A 15,175-nucleotide genomic window follows, 5' to 3' on the forward strand; every position below is an offset into this window, starting at 1 on the left:
CCCGGTTTTCCTGTGCAGAGCTGCCCGGCCCGCGCCCGCCGGACGCCCGTGGGCCTCCGGAGTGGTCCCGCAGTGCCCCGCGGCGCTTCCGTAGTGCTCCCGCAGTACTTCCGGGGGTTTGTGCGCGCTCTCCATCCCTGGCTATCTGACAGTCTGTCAGATGCCTGGGAATGCAGGTGGTTCTAGGAGTTCAGGTAGGTGAGCACGGCGAGGACACGCCGGTGGTCCCCGTCGCTCGGCGAAAGCGCCAGCTTCTGGAAGATGTTGCTGACGTGCTTCTCCACCGCGCCGTCGCTCACCACGAGCTGTCTGGCGATGGCGGAGTTGGTCCGGCCCTCGGCCATCAGACCGAGAACCTCACGCTCGCGCGGTGTGAGCCCCGCCAACACGTCCTGCTTACGGCTGCGGCCCAGCAGCTGCGCCACCACTTCCGGGTCCAGCGCCGTGCCGCCCTGAGCCACCCGAACGACCGCGTCCACGAACTCGCGGACCTCGGCCACCCGGTCCTTCAGCAGATACCCCACCCCCCGGCTGCTGCCCGCCAGCAACTCGGTGGCGTACTGCTCCTCGACATACTGCGAAAGGACCAGGACCCCGATGCCCGGATAGTCCTTCCGCAGCCGCACCGCCGCCCGCACGCCCTCGTCCGTGTGCGTCGGCGGCATCCGTACATCGGCCACCACCACGTCGGGCAGTTCCTCGCGGGCATCGAGATCCGCCACGGTCTTGAGCAGTGCCTCGGCGTCCCCGACCCCCGCGACCACGTCGTGCCCGAGATCGGTGAGCAGGCGGGTCAGCCCTTCCCTCAGCAGGACCGAATCCTCGGCGATGACTACACGCACCCTGTTCTCCACGTTCTCCACGACGTCGTTCCCCCACTGTTCTGGCGATTTTCGCGCCACTGCACGCGCCGCGCCCGCCCACTGCGCCTCGCGTCCCGACCGTCCCAGCATCCCAGGCCCCGGACGCCGATGGGGGCCCTGTGGATAACCCTGCCCGACCGGCATGTACGCACCCGGAAACGCGCTGCTGCCGGGCACGGGGCCCGGCAGCAGGACGCGGGTGGGGGAAGGCGCGCGGCGGTGGACCGGCCCGGGCGGACCGGCCCTGGCGGCGGGGCTGAGTCGCTCTGCTCTGCTCTGCCCTGCCCTGCCCGGCTGGGATGGCCTGGCTTGGGGTGGCCTAGGCCCGGATGGCCCGGACCCGGCTTGGACGGCTCAGCTCTGCCTGGACGGCTCGTGGACCAGTCTTGCCAGCGCAGCTCGTGCGGGTCAGCTTGCGCGGTCAGCCGCGCCAGGGCAGCTCCGCCGTGACCGTCGTCGGGCCCCCGGCCGGGGAGTCGACCACGAGGACCCCGTCCACCGCGTCCAGCCGTTCCGACAGCCCGGCCAGGCCGCTGCCCGAGGACGCCGAGGCCCCGCCCCGGCCGTTGTCCGTGATCTGGAGCATCAGCCGGTCGCCCGCCCGCCACACATCGATCGTGGCCCGGGTCGCCCGCGAGTGCTTGCTGATGTTTTGGAGCAGCTCCGAGACCGTGAAGTACGCGATCCCCTCGATGGCCTGCGCCGGCCGCGACTCCAGGTCCACTTCGACCGTCACGGGAACGGTGCAGCGGGAGGCTATGGCGGAGAGGGCGGCGTCGAGGCCGCGGTCGGTGAGGACGGCGGGGTGGATGCCCCGTGCCAGGTCGCGCAGCTCCTGGAGAGCCACCTTCACCTCGCCGTGCGCCTCGTCGACCATCCGCGCGGCGGTCTCGGGATCGTCCGTCAGCTTCTCCTTCGCCAGCCCCAGATCCATGGCGAGGGCGACCAGCCGGGCCTGGGCGCCGTCGTGGAGGTCGCGTTCGATGCGGCGCAGGTCGGCGGCGGCGGTGTCCACGACCACCCCCCGGTCCGACTCCAGCTCGGAGACCCGGGTGGCCAACTGGGACGGGCCCAGCAGACCGGTCACCATCAGCCGGTCCACCGTCAGCAGCCCCCGCACGATCCACGGCGCCACCAGCACCAGCACCAGCCCCAGCGCTCCGGTCAGGGCCAGCTCGGCGGGGGAGTCCAGATACTCCTGGTGTGTGGCGTCCCCGTACAGCTGGAGGCCGTCGATTCCCACGAACACCGGGAAGATCCAGTGCCACAGCGGATAGGTCAGCGCCATCAGGCCGTACGTCCAGAACGCCACCGCGACCGTGAACGTGAACACCGCCCACGGGAAGTGCAGCAGGGTGTACAGCAGGTGCCGCCAGGACACCCCGCTCTTGAGGACCGCGCCCATCCACGACATCGGGCCGCCGGTTTTGCCCCGCACCCGCTCCGGATCAGCGACCTCCACCCCCAGCAGCCCGCGCGCCCGGTGCCGCTCCAGCGCGCCGAACCCCCGGCAGACGGCGAGACCGGCCGCGAGGACCGGAATTCCTATGAAGGTGATCAGCAGGCCCGCGCTCAGCGACGTCATGGTGACCGCGAAGACGAACATCACCGTGCTGAGCGGGAAACTCAGCAGCACATAAAGGAGCTCGCGCCAGGCACGGGCCTCCAGCGGTGCGCGCAGCGGCACCGGGAGGAAGTGCTTGGCCGGGGACTTCGCCCCGAAGCCGGGGCCGGAACCGTGGTGGTCCCGGTCCCGCGTGTCCGGTCCGTATGCCGTGGCCATGAGTGCCGTCCGTTCCGTCTCAGTCTCAGTCTCTCAGCGGGCTGTACGTGGGGCTTGGTGCGGTGCCGAAAAGGTCCGTCACTCACCGCGGACCGTTCTCCCTCAAGAGTGCTGGCCGGGTGGATTCCGCACCATGAGGCCCTTCTCCGTATCCGACCGGGGGTTTTCCCCACCCCTTGCGGGTGGGAGGCCGGGGCGTTCCCCGGCAGGTGGCTCAGGTGGCAGGTCGCTCAGGCGGCCCGGTCGCGCCAGGGCAGCTCCGCGGTGACGGTGGTCGGACCGCCCGCGGGCGACTCCAGGACGAACACTCCGTCTACCGCGTCCAGCCGTTCGGCGAGCCCCGCCATGCCCGTACCGCCCTCCATCCGGGCCCCGCCCGTCCCGTCGTCCGTGACCTGGATCAGCAAACGGTCCGCCGTACGCCACACCTCGACGGAGGCCGACCGCGCGCCACTGTGCTTGCTGACGTTCTGGAGGAGCTCCGAGACGGTGAAGTACGCGATGCCCTCGATCGCCTCCGCGGGCCGCCCGGGAAGCTCCACCGACACCTGGACCGGGACCGTGCAGCGGGAGGCGATCGCGGAGAGGGCGGCGTCGAGGCCGCGGTCGGTGAGGACGGCGGGGTGGATGCCCCGTGCCAGGTCGCGCAGCTCCTGGAGAGCCACCTTCACCTCGCCGTGCGCCTCGTCGACCATCCTGGCAGCCGCCTCGGGATCGTCCGTCAGCTTCTCCTTCGCCAGCCCGAGGCCCATGGCGAGGGCGACCAGCCGGGCCTGGGCGCCGTCGTGGAGGTCGCGTTCGATGCGGCGCAGGTCGGCGGCGGCGGTGTCCACGACCACGCCCCGGTCCGACTCCAGCTCCGCGATACGCCGCTCCAGCTCGTCCGAGGGCGACAGCAGCCCGCGCACCATGGCCCGGTCCACCGTCGTCAGCCCTCGTGCGATGAAGGGGAGCACCGGCCACAGCACGAAAAGGCTCACCAGCGTCAGCGCGAACGTCAGCACGCCCCACGGCAGCCGGATGAACCCGTACAACAACGACCGCCAGCCCACCGGGTCCTTCAGCCCCGACCACAACCGGCTGAAGACGCCCTCCCCCCGGGGTGCGTGTGCCAACGGGCTCGGCTCATCTACCCGTACGCCCAGCATCGACCGGGCCCGCCGACGTTCCAACCGCCCCAGCAGCCGGGCGGCCTGGAGCCCGCCGACGAGCAGCGGCAGGCCGACCACCGTGACGGACAGGCCCGCACCGAAAGCGATCACGAGGACCGTGCAGACGAACCCGACGACGGCCAGCGGCAGATTGGCGAGCAGATATCCGACCTCCCGCCAGGTCCACCGGTCGAGGGCGAATCGGGCGGGTGGCAGCGGTGAGGGGCCCGGCACGGAAGGGGTCATGGTCATACCGACAGCCTGCCGGGCCGTCTCGGCGCACGCCATGGGGCTCATGGGTGGGGTGAAGTAGGGATAACCCCACCTGATGCCCGACGCGGCTGCTTACGCTCCGTTTAGCAGGCCCTAGACTCCCGTGCGTACAGATATGGGACAGGCGCGGGCGACGAGGGAGCGAGGGGCGGACGTGGCCGACGTGGCGGACATGACCGGCGTGGCGGTCGACGGAACCACCGCTCTCGCATCGGATTACTTCCAGAGCTACTCGGTGATCGGCCTGCTCGCGCTGGTCGGCGTCCTGTTCGTCGCCGTGGCCTTCGGAGCCGGTCGCCTCCTGCGGCCCGTCGTCCCCACGCCGGAGAAGCTCCTCACGTACGAATGCGGCGTCGACCCGGTCGGCGAGGGCTGGGCGCACACTCAGGTCCGCTACTACGTCTACGCGTTCCTGTATGTGATCTTCGCTGTCGACTCCATCTTCCTGTTCCCGTGGGCCACGGTGTTCGCGGCTCCCGGATACGGCGCGACAACGCTGATCGAGATGTTCATCTTCCTCGGCTTCCTGGCCGTGGGACTGCTCTACGCATGGAAGAAGGGCGTCCTCGCATGGGCCTGACGAGTCGGCCGACCTCCGCATCGCAGCAGCCCGCGCCGGAGCAGCCCGCATCGCCGTCCGACCCGGTGCTCCTCCCCGAGCCGAAGCGCCTCGGGGTGCTCTCCCGGCTCGCGCCCGAACCGATGAAGGTCGTCCTCAACTGGGGCCGCCGCTACAGCCTCTGGGTCTTCAACTTCGGACTCGCCTGCTGCGCCATCGAGTTCATCGCCGCCTCCATGGCGCGTCACGACTTCATCCGACTCGGCGTGATCCCTTTCGCTCCCGGCCCCCGTCAGGCCGACCTCATGATCGTCTCCGGCACGGTGACGGACAAGATGGCCCCGGCCGTGAAGCGCCTGTACGAGCAGATGCCCGAACCGAAGTACGTCATCTCCTTCGGCGCCTGCTCCAACTGCGGCGGCCCCTACTGGGACTCGTACTCCGTCACCAAGGGCGTCGACCAGATCATCCCCGTCGATGTGTACGTACCCGGCTGCCCGCCCCGGCCCGAGGCGCTGCTCCAGGGCATCCTCAAGCTCCAGGAGAAGATCGCCCGCGAGTCCCTGGCGGAGCGGTACGCACCGGAGGCCGCCGGGACCGCCGCTGTCGCCGGCAACTCCGGCGGCGGGACGTCCACCGCGGCCCTGCGCAGCGGCCTGGTCGCCGCGCCGACGCCGCCGGGCGGGACGCCAGGCACGACGCAGGGTCCGTCAGCGGGGGAGGGGCAGCGATGACCGACCACGACCAGCGTCAGCAGCACGCACCGTCCGCCGCCGAGGCCTACGACCGGCTGCCGGACGCCGTGGCGGAGCTGTTCGGCGGGGAGGCCACAGCGGAGGCGGCCTACGACCTGCTCACCGTCGACGTCCCCGCCTCCGCCTGGATCACCGCTCTGCGGACCGCCCGCGACGGGCTTGGCTGCAGCTACTTCGACTGGCTCAGCGCCGTGGACGAACCCGGCGTCGGCTTCCGCGTCTGCGCCCATGTCGCGGCCCTGGGCGCGGGGACGGTCCGGCGGCTGATGGTACGGACGACCGTGCCGCACGACGCGGCCGTCCTGCCCACCGCCATCGACGTCTACGCGGGCGCGGCGTGGCACGAGCGCGAGACGCACGAGATGTTCGGCGTCTCCTTCGAGGGCCACCCCCATCTCGTCCCGCTGCTGCTGCCGGAGGGCTTCGAGGGCCACCCGCTGCGCAAGGACTTCGTCCTGGCGGCCCGGGTCGCCAAGGCCTGGCCAGGGGCGAAGGAACCGGGGGAGCCGGCGGAGGGCCACAGCGGCCCCAAGCGCCGCGCGATGCTCCCGCCCGGCGTCCCCGACCCGAACGAGTGGGGACCCCTGAAGGGCCAGCTCCCCCCTGCCGCCGCCCGCCCGGCCCGAGGGGCCCGCGCCACAACCGACCGCCCGCCCCGCCGCACCCGCAGCGCGAGTGAGGGCTCCGCCGCCCAACGCCCCATGCCGACCAAGGACCCCAGCTCTCCGGGAGCCCCCGCACCTACGGAGGCCCCGGCCCCGGCCCCGGAGCCCTCGCCCCCACCCCCGGCGACCCGCCCGCGCCGCTCCCGTTCGGCGTCGGAGGGATCGGCGAGTCAGCGGCCGGAGCCGGGAGCGTCGGCGGATGCCTCGGCCGCTCAGGGGCCGGTGCCGGATGTGCCCGCGACGCCTTCGGCGCCCCCGGCGCGCCCGGCCCGCCGTTCCCGTTCGGCGTCGGAGGGTTCGGCCAGCCAGCGGCCCGCCCCGGACGCTTCCGGCGCCGCACCTGCGCCTCCGCCCCGGGTGCGCAGCACAGACGCCCCTTGGCATGACGCCCAACCGGCGTTCGAGGACCCCGTGCCCCCTGACCCCGACAACACCAGCCCCAGCCCCGACCCAGACCACCCCGCCGGAGGCGATACCGAGTGAACGACGTTCTCGACGTCGCCCTCCGCCTGGCCATCGTCTTCGGCGTGTTCCTGGTCGCCCCGCTTCTCGTGGGCCAGACCGAGCACAAGGTGATGGCCCATATGCAGGGCCGTCTGGGCCCCATGTACGCGGGTGGCTTCCACGGCTGGGCCCAGCTCGTCGCGGACGGCGTGAAGTTCGCGCAGAAGGAGGACGTGGTCCCGGCCGCCGCCGACCGCCGCGTCTTCCAGCTCGCCCCCGCCGTCGCCCTCCTCCCGTACCTCCTGGTCCTCGCGGTCATCCCCGTCGGCCCCGGCGAGGGCGCGGTCGTCCAGGCCATCGACGCGGGCATCTTCTTCGTGCTCGCCGTCATGGGCATCGGCGTCCTCGGCTCGCTCATGGCGGGCTGGGCGTCGGCCAACAAGTTCTCCCTCCTCGGGGGCCTCCGGACCGCCGCGCAACTGCTCTCCTACGAGCTGCCGATGCTCCTCGCCGCCGCCTCCGTCGCCATGGCGGCCGGTACGGTCTCGCTCACCGGCATCCTCGACGCGTTCGAGTGGTGGTGGCTGCCCTGGCAGATCGCCGGAGCCCTGGTCTTCTTCGTCGCCGGTCTCGCCGAGCTCCAGCGCCCCCCGTTCGACATGCCCGTCGCCGACTCCGAGATCATCTTCGGCGCGTACACCGAGTACACGGGGCTGCGCTTCGCCCTGTTCCTCCTCGCCGAGTACGCGGGCATCGTCATCCTGTGCGCCCTGACCACCGTCCTCTTCCTCGGCGGCTGGCACGGCCCGTTCGGTGCCGACGGACTCGGCTGGCTCTGGACCCTCCTCAAGACCGCCCTTCTCGCGTTCGTCGTCATCTGGCTGCGCGTCAGCTATCCGCGTCTGCGTGAGGACCAGTTGCAGAAGCTCGCCTGGACCACCCTCGTTCCCCTCGCCCTCGCGCAGATCGCGCTCACCGGCATCGTGAAGGTGGCGATCAACCAGTGACCCCGATCCCCGGATCCGGCCTGGCCAAGGGCCTCGCCGTCACCCTGCGCACGATGACGAAGAAGTCCGTCACCGCGCAGTACCCCGACACACAGCCCGAACTCCCGCCCCGCTCCCGTGGCGTCATCGGGCTGTTCGAGGAGAACTGCACAGTCTGCATGCTCTGCGCCCGTGAGTGCCCCGACTGGTGCATCTACATCGACTCCCACAAGGAGACGGTGCCGCCCGCCGCCCCCGGCGGCCGCGAGCGCAGCCGGAACGTTCTCGACCGCTTCGCCATCGACTTCTCCCTCTGCATGTACTGCGGTATCTGTATCGAGGTCTGCCCCTTCGACGCGTTGTTCTGGTCGCCCGAGTTCGAGTACGCGGAGACGGACATCCACGAACTCACCCACGAGCGCGACAAGCTCCGCGAGTGGATGTGGACCGTGCCGGAACCGCCCGCCCTCGACCTCGGGGCCGAGGAACCGAAGGAGGTCGCCGCCGCCCGCAAGGCCGCGGACAAGCTCGCCGCCCAACGCGCGCAGGAACAGTCCGAGGAGAAGTCCGCGGAGAGGCCCGAGGAGAAGGGCGGAACCCCATGACGTTCACAGCGGCGAGCGCGCCCCTGAGCACGGTGTCCACCGCCTTGACGAACACCCTGGCCGCCGGTGACCACCCCGGTTTCCTCTCCCCGTCCGGCGTCGAGATCGCCTTCGTCCTCGTCGGCCTCGCCACCCTCGGCGCCGCCCTCATCACCGTCACGACCAAGCAGCTCGTGCACGCCGCCCTCTGGCTCGTCGTCGCTCTCGGCGGACTGGCCGTCGAGTACCTCCTGCTCACGGCGGAGTTCATCGCCTGGGTGCAGGTCCTGATCTACGTCGGTTCCATCGTCGTCCTCCTGCTGTTCGGGCTGATGCTCACCCGGGCCCCCATCGGCCGTTCCCCGGACGCCGATTCGGGCAACCGGTGGGTCGCTCTCGGCGTAGCCCTCGCCGCGGCGGCCGCTCTCGTCTGGGTCGTGGTCGATGCCTTCCGCACCACCTGGATCGACCTCGAAGGACCGGCCCAGGGCTCCACGAAGGTCACCGGCGCCTTTCTGTTCCGGAACTGGGTCCTGCCCTTCGAAGCGCTCTCCGTGCTGCTGCTCGCGGCCCTCGTCGGCGCCATCGTCCTGTCCCGCAAACGCGACGCCGACGCCACCGTCCGGTCTGCCCCTGGCAAGCCGGCCCCGGACAAGCCCGCCCCGGACCGGGGGACTCCGCCCGGGCAGGAGGAGCAGAGCTGATGCACCTCGCCTATCCCGCCGTGCTCGCCGCCCTCCTCTTCTGTACCGGCCTCTACGGCGTCCTCGTCCGCCGCAACGCGATCCTCGTCCTGATGTCCGTCGAGCTGATGCTCAACGCCGTCAACCTCAACCTCGTCGCCTTCGACGTCTGGCTCCGCGACACCCTCCACTCCGGTCAGGCCCTCACGCTCTTCACCATCGCCATCGCCGCCGCCGAGATCGGCATCGGCCTGGCGATCGTCCTGGCCGTCTACCGCAACCGGGGCACCTCCGACATCGACCGCCTCCGCGACACGGCCGAGAGCCACGACACCGCCGGGGCCGGTGACGCCGAAACGGCAGGGAACTCCACGAACGCAGAGGCCACCGCGTGACCACCACGACCCTCGCCGCCCTCGTCCCGCTCCTCCCCTTCCTCGGAGCCGTCGCCGGACTCGCCGTAGGCCGCAGCGCCCCCGGCTTCGTCCGGCCCCTGGCGATCCTCCCGACGCTGACCGCAGCCGTCATCGCGGTGATCGTCGCCGTCCGCCAGGGCGGCGGCCGCGCCATCGACGCCGCGACGCAGCTCACCCCCACCGGCTCCGTCCCCATCGACCTGGCCCTCCACCTGGACGGCTTCGCGGTCCTGGTCGCCGTCCTCGTCGGGCTCGTCGCCACCTGCGTACAGCTCTACTCCACGGCCTACCTCCGCGACGACGCCCGCTACCCCTCCTACGCCGCCCTCGTCTCCCTCTTCACCGCCGCGATGCTCCTGGTCGTCTACTCCGGCGACCTGATGGTGCTCCTGGTCGGCTGGGAGATCATGGGCATCTGCTCGTACTTCCTCGTCGGCCACTACTGGGAGACGCCCGAAGCCCGCGCCGCCTCCCTCAAGGCCTTTCTGGTCACCAAACTCGGTGACGTCCCCTTCCTGATCGGTCTGTTCGCCCTCGCCGCCGACACCGGCAGCTTCCGCATCACCAAGATCCTCGCCGCCGTCACCACCGGCGGACTCGACCACCCCACCCTCATCGCGCTGCTGCTCCTCGCGGGCGTCGCGGGCAAGTCCGCGCAGTTCCCCCTGCACACCTGGCTGCCTGACGCGATGGCCGGCCCCACCCCCGTCTCCGCGCTCATCCACGCCGCGACGATGGTCGCCGCCGGCATCTACTTCGTGGCCCGCCTGCTGCCCGTCTTCGCCGCCTCCGGCGCCGCGCTCGTCGTCCTCGCCGTGATGGCGGCCGTCACGATGATCGGGTCCGGGCTCGCCGCCCTCGCCCAGGACGACATCAAGCGGGTCCTCGCCTACTCGACGATCGGGCAGCTCGGCTACATGTCGGGCGCCCTGGCCGTCGGTGACCGCGGGGCCGCCGTCTTCCACCTCATCTCGCACGGTGCTTTCAAAGCCGTCCTCTTCCTCGCCGCCGGTGTCGTCATCCACGCCGCGGGCACCAACTCACTCGCCGCCATGTCCCGCATGAGCGGCCTCGCCCGCCGTATCCCGGACGCCTACTGGACGATGACGGTCGCCCTCCTCGCGCTGGCCGCCATCCCGCCGTTCGCCGGCTTCTTCTCCAAGGAAGCCGTTCTCGTCGCCGCCGAGCACACCGCCCTCGGGGACCGGACCGTCGCCCCGGCCGCCGCGGGCTGGACGATCCTGGTCGGCGGACTCCTCGCCGCCGTCCTCACCGCCGCCTACGCCGTACGCCTCTGGCTCCTCGCCTTCCGCGGCCGGGGGGCCGAAGTGCCTGACCACGGCAGGCAGCCCGCCGCCATGACCTCCGTCCTGTGGATCCTGGCCGTCCCCACCATCGCCTTCGGGCTCACGGTGGGCACGATCGGCGACTGGTTCGACGGACACGCCCTCACACCGACCCTCACCACCGCCGTCCTGTCCACCGGCGTCACCCTCGTCGGCGGCCTCGTCACCTACGGCGCGTGGCGGCACACCACCGCGCTGGCCGCCCGCACCCCGATCGGCGCCGTCGCCGCCCACCCCGGCGCCGAACCCGCCCTCGTCGAAGCCGAGGCCATGACGTCCCACACCGCCGTCTACGGCACCATCGCGGACGCCGCCGACCCGGCCGACCCCGGCAGGCTGCTCCTCGGCCCGCTCCACCGCCACGCCGTCACCGGCTTCCATCTGGACGCCCTGTACACGGCGCTGTTCGTCCGGCCCGTCCAGGCCGCCGCCCGCCTCGTCCGCTTCCTGGACCGCACGGTCGTCGACACCTATGTCAACGGATCGGGCGCCGCCACCCGCCTCCTCGGCACCGCCGTCCGGCGGGCCCAGACCGGCAACGTGCAGACCTACGTCGGCGCCCTGCTCGCCGGGTCCCTCGTCCTGGCGATCGCCGCCGTCGTCTTCGCCAACGTCAACGCGGGGTCGTGACCGTGATCGATATCAGCCCGTCCGTGATGCAGTTCCTTCTCGCGTTCATCGTCGTCGCCCCGCTCCTCGGCGCCGTCGCGGCCCTGCTCCCCGCCCCGCCCGGTCTCAAGGGCAAGAACCCCGACCAGGCCGTGCTCCGCCATGGCGTGACCGTCACCGGCGCCGTGCTCATCGCCGCGATCGCCCTGGCCGTCGGCTTCGACCACGACCATCCCGCCACGATGCAGGCGACCACCGACATCAGCTGGATCCCGGCGCTCGACGTCCGCATCCACCTCGGCACCGACGGCATCTCGCTCCCCCTCCTGCTCCTGACCGCGCTGCTGACCTTCCTCTGCGCGCTGTACAGCTACTTCAAGCCGCCCGCGGGCCCCTCGCCGAAGGCCTTCGTCGCCCTCGTCCTCGTCCTGGAATCCGGCACCCTCGCCACCTTCGCCGTCCTCGACCTGCTGCTCTTCTTCCTCGCCTTCGAGATGGTCCTCATCCCGATGTACTTCCTCATCGCCCGTTGGGGCGGTGACCAGCGGCAGGCCGCCGCCTGGAAGTTCATCCTCTACACGCTGCTCGGCTCGGTCGTCATGCTGCTGGGCCTCCTCCTCATCGGACTGAAGAGCGGCACCTTCGACATGGTGGCACTCGCCACTGACAACGGCCGTGGCCTCACCACATCCGTGCAGGTCATCGCCGTTCTCGCGATCGGCATCGGCCTCGCCGTGAAGACCCCGATGTGGCCCCTGCACAGCTGGCTCCCCGACGCCCACACCGCTGCCCCCACCGTCGGGTCCGTGCTCCTCGCGGGCGTCCTGCTGAAGATGGGAACGTACGGATTCGTCCGGATCCTGCTCCCCGTCGCCCCCGACGGCATGCGCACCTTCGCGCCTTACCTCGCCGCGTTCGCCGTCGTCGGCATCGTCTACGGATCCCTCGCCTGCCTGGCCCTGGCCCGTACCGGCGCGAAGGGCGACCTCAAGCGGCTCATCGCGTACTCCTCCGTCGGCCACATGGGCTTCGTGCTGCTCGGCATCGCCACCATGACCCCCACCGGAGTCAACGGCGCGCTCTTCGCCAACATCGCCCACGGCCTCATCACCGGCCTGCTGTTCTTCCTGGTCGGCGCCGTCAAGGACCGCTACGGAACCGCCGACCTCGACACCCTCGCCGGCGCTACCGGGGCCGCCCTCTACGGCCGCGCCCCCCGCCTCGGCGCGCTGCTCGCGTTCGCCGCCGTCGCCTCGCTCGGCCTGCCCGGACTCGCCGGATTCTGGGGCGAGATGCTGACGCTGTTCGGCGCTTACAGCCCCGCCGAAGGCCTCAGCCGTCCCGCGTTCCGCACCTTCATGGCCATCGGGGCGTTCGGCACCCTGCTCACCGCCGCGTACATGCTCATCGTCGTCCGCCGCGTCTGTATGGGCGAGCACACGCCCCACTCCCAGCTCTCGCCCAGTGCCCCGTCCCCGCAGACGGCCGACACGGCCCGGCCGACCGGAGCCGCCGGGGCCCGGCCGACCGCCACCCCGCAGCTTGCCGACATCCAGAGCTACGAAGCCGCCGCCTGGACCCCGCTCGCCGCCCTCACCGTCCTCGCCGGGCTCTGGCCCGCCGTCCTCCTCGGCCTCACCGACCCGGCCGTGCAGAAGCTCCTCGCAGGAGGCAAGTCGTGACCGCGGACCTCAGCACCGCCCCGGGCGCCCTCGCCGCGGCGGCCGACACCGCCCCCAGCGTCGTCCAGACCATCGACTGGCTCGCCATCGCGCCCCCCACCCTCACCGCGCTGGCCGCCCTGCTCGTCCTCGTCACCGACCTGTTCCTGCCCGCGCACCGCAAACGGCTTCTCGGCTACGGCACCCTCACCGCGCTGGCCGCCGCCCTCGTACTCCTGATCCCCCTGCGCGCCGGTGACCGTTCCACCTTCTGCGTCACCACCGGTACCCAGGCATGCAGCTACACCGCCGACCACTTCACCCTCGTCATCCAGGCCCTCGTCCTCGGCGGCGCGTTCCTCACCGTCCTGCTCTCCCTCGACGACACGCGCGGACTCCCCGTAGGGGAGTACTGGTTCCTCCTCCTGGCCTCCGCGGCGGGCGCCGCACTCCTGCCCGCCTCCCGCGACCTCGCCACCCTCGTCGTCGCCCTCGAAGTCGCCTCACTGCCCGCCTTCGCCCTCGTCGGCATCAAGCGCGGTGACCGCCGCTCCTCCGAAGCGGCGCTGAAGTTCTTCCTCTCGTCCGTCGTCGCCACCGCCGTCATGCTGCTCGGCGTCAGCTTCGTTTACGCGACCACCGGCACCCTGCACCTCACCGAGATCGCCGACCGCCTCGCCGACGTGCCCCCGGTGCTCGACACCCTCGCCAAGGCCGGCGTCGCCCTCACGCTCGTCGGCTTCGCCTTCAAGACCGCCGCCGCGCCCTTCCACTTCTGGGTCCCCGACACCTACATCGGCGCGCCCCTCCCGATCGCCGCCTACCTCTCCGTCGTCGGCAAGGCCGTCGGCTTCTCGGGGATCATCCTGGTCACGGTCATCGCGTTCCCTTCCTACGCCGACGTCTGGGGCCCCGCCCTCGCGGTCCTCGCCGCGCTCACCATGACCGTCGGGAACGTCGCCGCCCTCCGCCAGGACGGCACCCGCGCCCGCAGTGCCGTCCGGCTCCTCGCCTGGTCCTCCGTCGCCCAGGCCGGCTACCTGCTCGTCCCGATCGCGGCCGCCGCGTACTCCAGCGACGAGCAGATCGGCGCCACCGTCGCGTACGCCCTGATGTACGCCGTCGTGAACCTGGGCGCGTTCACCGTCGCCGCCCTCGTGGCCCGCGCGCATCCCGGCAACCGCATCGCCGACTACCGGGGCCTCTGCACGACCCGGCCCCTCGCCGCCCTCGCCCTCGGCTTCTTCCTGCTCTGCCTGGCCGGACTGCCGCCCGGCATCATCGGCCTCTTCGCGAAGGTCGCGGTCTTCTCGGCGGCCGTCGACGCGGGGCTCGGCTGGCTCGCCGTCGTGATGGCCGTCAACGTGGTGATCGCGCTCTATTACTACCTTCGGTGGACCGCGATCCTGTTCCGTACGCCGGAAACCACGGTGGAATCGGCCCGGGCCCGCACTCCGCGGACCACCGGAACTCCGGCCTCCGGGGCCCGCGGATTCCACGCTCCGTCCCCGCTCACCACTGCGCTCGTCCTCACCGCGGCCGCCGGAGTCCTCCTCTCCGGAGCCCCGCAGCTGGTCCTGCGTTTCGCCGCCGTCAACCTCTTCTGAGGCCCGCACAACGCCCGCAAGATCGGTTTGCCCGTGCCCGCCCGCGCAGGGCAAGGTCTTGGCTGCGTACGTCACGTACACGGCGAGGACGTACCAGGACACGAGGAGAGAGAGCAGTGCTGAACGGGTTCAAGGACTTCATCCTGCGCGGAAACGTCATCTCGATGGCGATCGGGCTCGCGGTCGGCGCGGCGTTCACCGCCGTCGTCACGGGCTTCAGCACCGCCTTCATCACCCCGCTGATCGGCCTCGCCACCGGCTCGGTCGGCGACTTCAGCACGGCGGAGTTCACCGTCGAGGGAGCGATCTTCCCGTACGGAAAGTTCCTCGCCGCCGCCATCGCCTTCCTCATCACCGCCGCGGTCCTCTACTTCTGTGTCGTGGTCCCCATGACCAAGGTGCAGAACCGCTTCGCCAAGGAAGAGGCCGTCGACATCAAGGCCGCCCTGCGCGACTGCCCCCGCTGCTTCAGCGAGATCCCCGCCATCGCCTCCCGCTGCGGCCACTGCACCAGTGAGGTCGAGCCCGAATCCGAGGCGCTCTCCCTCTCCAAGCTCCCCGTCCAGCAGCACTGACCCCACCGCACCACAAGCAGGACGCCCCGCCACCCGTACGGCCCAGTGCCATCCCGTACGGGCCCGGGGGCCGGACCGGCCTGAACACGCCGCCCAGCCCCGCCCTCCGGCCGCACGCACAAGGGAACTAGCTCCTGTCGCCTGGCGTTGACCAGTACGGGAGGCTCCACTGGGGAGTGGAGCACCACCATGCAAAGGGTTCCCCTGCTGCACCA

Annotated in this window: 14 protein-coding genes; 11 read left to right on the forward strand and 3 right to left on the reverse strand. The window is 71.4% G+C overall.

The genetic code is table 11. The features are described from left to right. Positions 1-182: 182 nt before the first annotated feature. From CIB93_RS06410 to CIB93_RS06420, 3 genes are all read right to left on the reverse strand, one after another. A complete protein-coding gene (locus CIB93_RS06410; protein ID WP_096625094.1) occupies positions 183-842 on the reverse strand; it encodes a response regulator transcription factor in 660 nt (219 codons plus the stop codon). Between the two features lie 442 nt (positions 843-1,284). Beyond that, complete coding sequence (locus CIB93_RS06415; protein WP_096624968.1) at positions 1,285-2,646, reverse strand: sensor histidine kinase; 1,362 nt, start codon at positions 2,644-2,646, stop codon at positions 1,285-1,287. A gap of 230 nt (positions 2,647-2,876) precedes the next feature. Next, entirely contained in the window at positions 2,877-4,049 is a 1,173-nt protein-coding gene (locus tag CIB93_RS06420) for a sensor histidine kinase (RefSeq protein ID WP_096625098.1), read from the reverse strand. A gap of 193 nt (positions 4,050-4,242) precedes the next feature. On the opposite strand from CIB93_RS06420, the gene CIB93_RS06425 reads away from it, so the two are divergent. The 11 genes from CIB93_RS06425 to mscL all read left to right on the forward strand — a co-directional run bounded on the left by CIB93_RS06425 (position 4,243) and on the right by mscL (position 14,960). Further along, complete coding sequence (locus CIB93_RS06425) at positions 4,243-4,650, forward strand: NADH-quinone oxidoreductase subunit A (protein ID WP_096625096.1); 408 nt, start codon at positions 4,243-4,245, stop codon at positions 4,648-4,650. After that, the gene (locus CIB93_RS06430) at positions 4,641-5,363 is read left to right on the forward strand and encodes an NADH-quinone oxidoreductase subunit B (protein ID WP_096624970.1); all 723 of its coding nucleotides are present in this window, start codon (positions 4,641-4,643) and stop codon (positions 5,361-5,363) included. Before CIB93_RS06425 ends, CIB93_RS06430 begins: the two co-directional genes overlap by 10 nt. Beyond that, complete coding sequence (locus tag CIB93_RS06435) at positions 5,360-6,532, forward strand: NADH-quinone oxidoreductase subunit C (RefSeq protein WP_096624972.1); 1,173 nt, start codon at positions 5,360-5,362, stop codon at positions 6,530-6,532. Before CIB93_RS06430 ends, CIB93_RS06435 begins: the two co-directional genes overlap by 4 nt. After that, positions 6,529-7,500 (forward strand): complex I subunit 1 family protein, encoded by a 972-nt coding sequence (locus CIB93_RS06440; RefSeq protein WP_096624974.1) that lies wholly within the window; start codon positions 6,529-6,531, stop codon positions 7,498-7,500. Before CIB93_RS06435 ends, CIB93_RS06440 begins: the two co-directional genes overlap by 4 nt. Then, a complete protein-coding gene (locus CIB93_RS06445; protein ID WP_096624976.1) occupies positions 7,497-8,084 on the forward strand; it encodes an NADH-quinone oxidoreductase subunit I in 588 nt (195 codons plus the stop codon). The genes CIB93_RS06440 and CIB93_RS06445 overlap by 4 nt, the downstream gene beginning before the upstream one ends. Further along, complete coding sequence (locus tag CIB93_RS06450; RefSeq protein ID WP_257002057.1) at positions 8,081-8,767, forward strand: NADH-quinone oxidoreductase subunit J; 687 nt, start codon at positions 8,081-8,083, stop codon at positions 8,765-8,767. The genes CIB93_RS06445 and CIB93_RS06450 overlap by 4 nt, the downstream gene beginning before the upstream one ends. After that, positions 8,767-9,141, forward strand: a complete 375-nt coding sequence (nuoK, locus tag CIB93_RS06455; RefSeq protein ID WP_096624978.1) for an NADH-quinone oxidoreductase subunit NuoK — start codon at positions 8,767-8,769, stop codon at positions 9,139-9,141. The genes CIB93_RS06450 and nuoK overlap by 1 nt, the downstream gene beginning before the upstream one ends. Next, positions 9,138-11,138, forward strand: coding sequence for an NADH-quinone oxidoreductase subunit L (locus CIB93_RS06460; protein ID WP_096624980.1), 2,001 nt, complete (start codon positions 9,138-9,140; stop codon positions 11,136-11,138). Before nuoK ends, CIB93_RS06460 begins: the two co-directional genes overlap by 4 nt. After that, the gene (locus tag CIB93_RS06465) at positions 11,135-12,799 is read left to right on the forward strand and encodes an NADH-quinone oxidoreductase subunit M (RefSeq protein WP_096624982.1); all 1,665 of its coding nucleotides are present in this window, start codon (positions 11,135-11,137) and stop codon (positions 12,797-12,799) included. Before CIB93_RS06460 ends, CIB93_RS06465 begins: the two co-directional genes overlap by 4 nt. Next, positions 12,796-14,385, forward strand: coding sequence for an NADH-quinone oxidoreductase subunit N (locus tag CIB93_RS06470; protein ID WP_096624984.1), 1,590 nt, complete (start codon positions 12,796-12,798; stop codon positions 14,383-14,385). Before CIB93_RS06465 ends, CIB93_RS06470 begins: the two co-directional genes overlap by 4 nt. Before the next feature lie 116 nt (positions 14,386-14,501). Then, positions 14,502-14,960 (forward strand): large conductance mechanosensitive channel protein MscL, encoded by a 459-nt coding sequence (mscL, locus tag CIB93_RS06475; protein WP_096624986.1) that lies wholly within the window; start codon positions 14,502-14,504, stop codon positions 14,958-14,960. The last annotated feature ends 215 nt before the right edge of the window (positions 14,961-15,175 follow it).

The organism is Streptomyces sp. WZ.A104 (assembly GCF_002382885.1).
Taxonomy (GTDB): Bacteria; Actinomycetota; Actinomycetes; order Streptomycetales; family Streptomycetaceae; genus Streptomyces.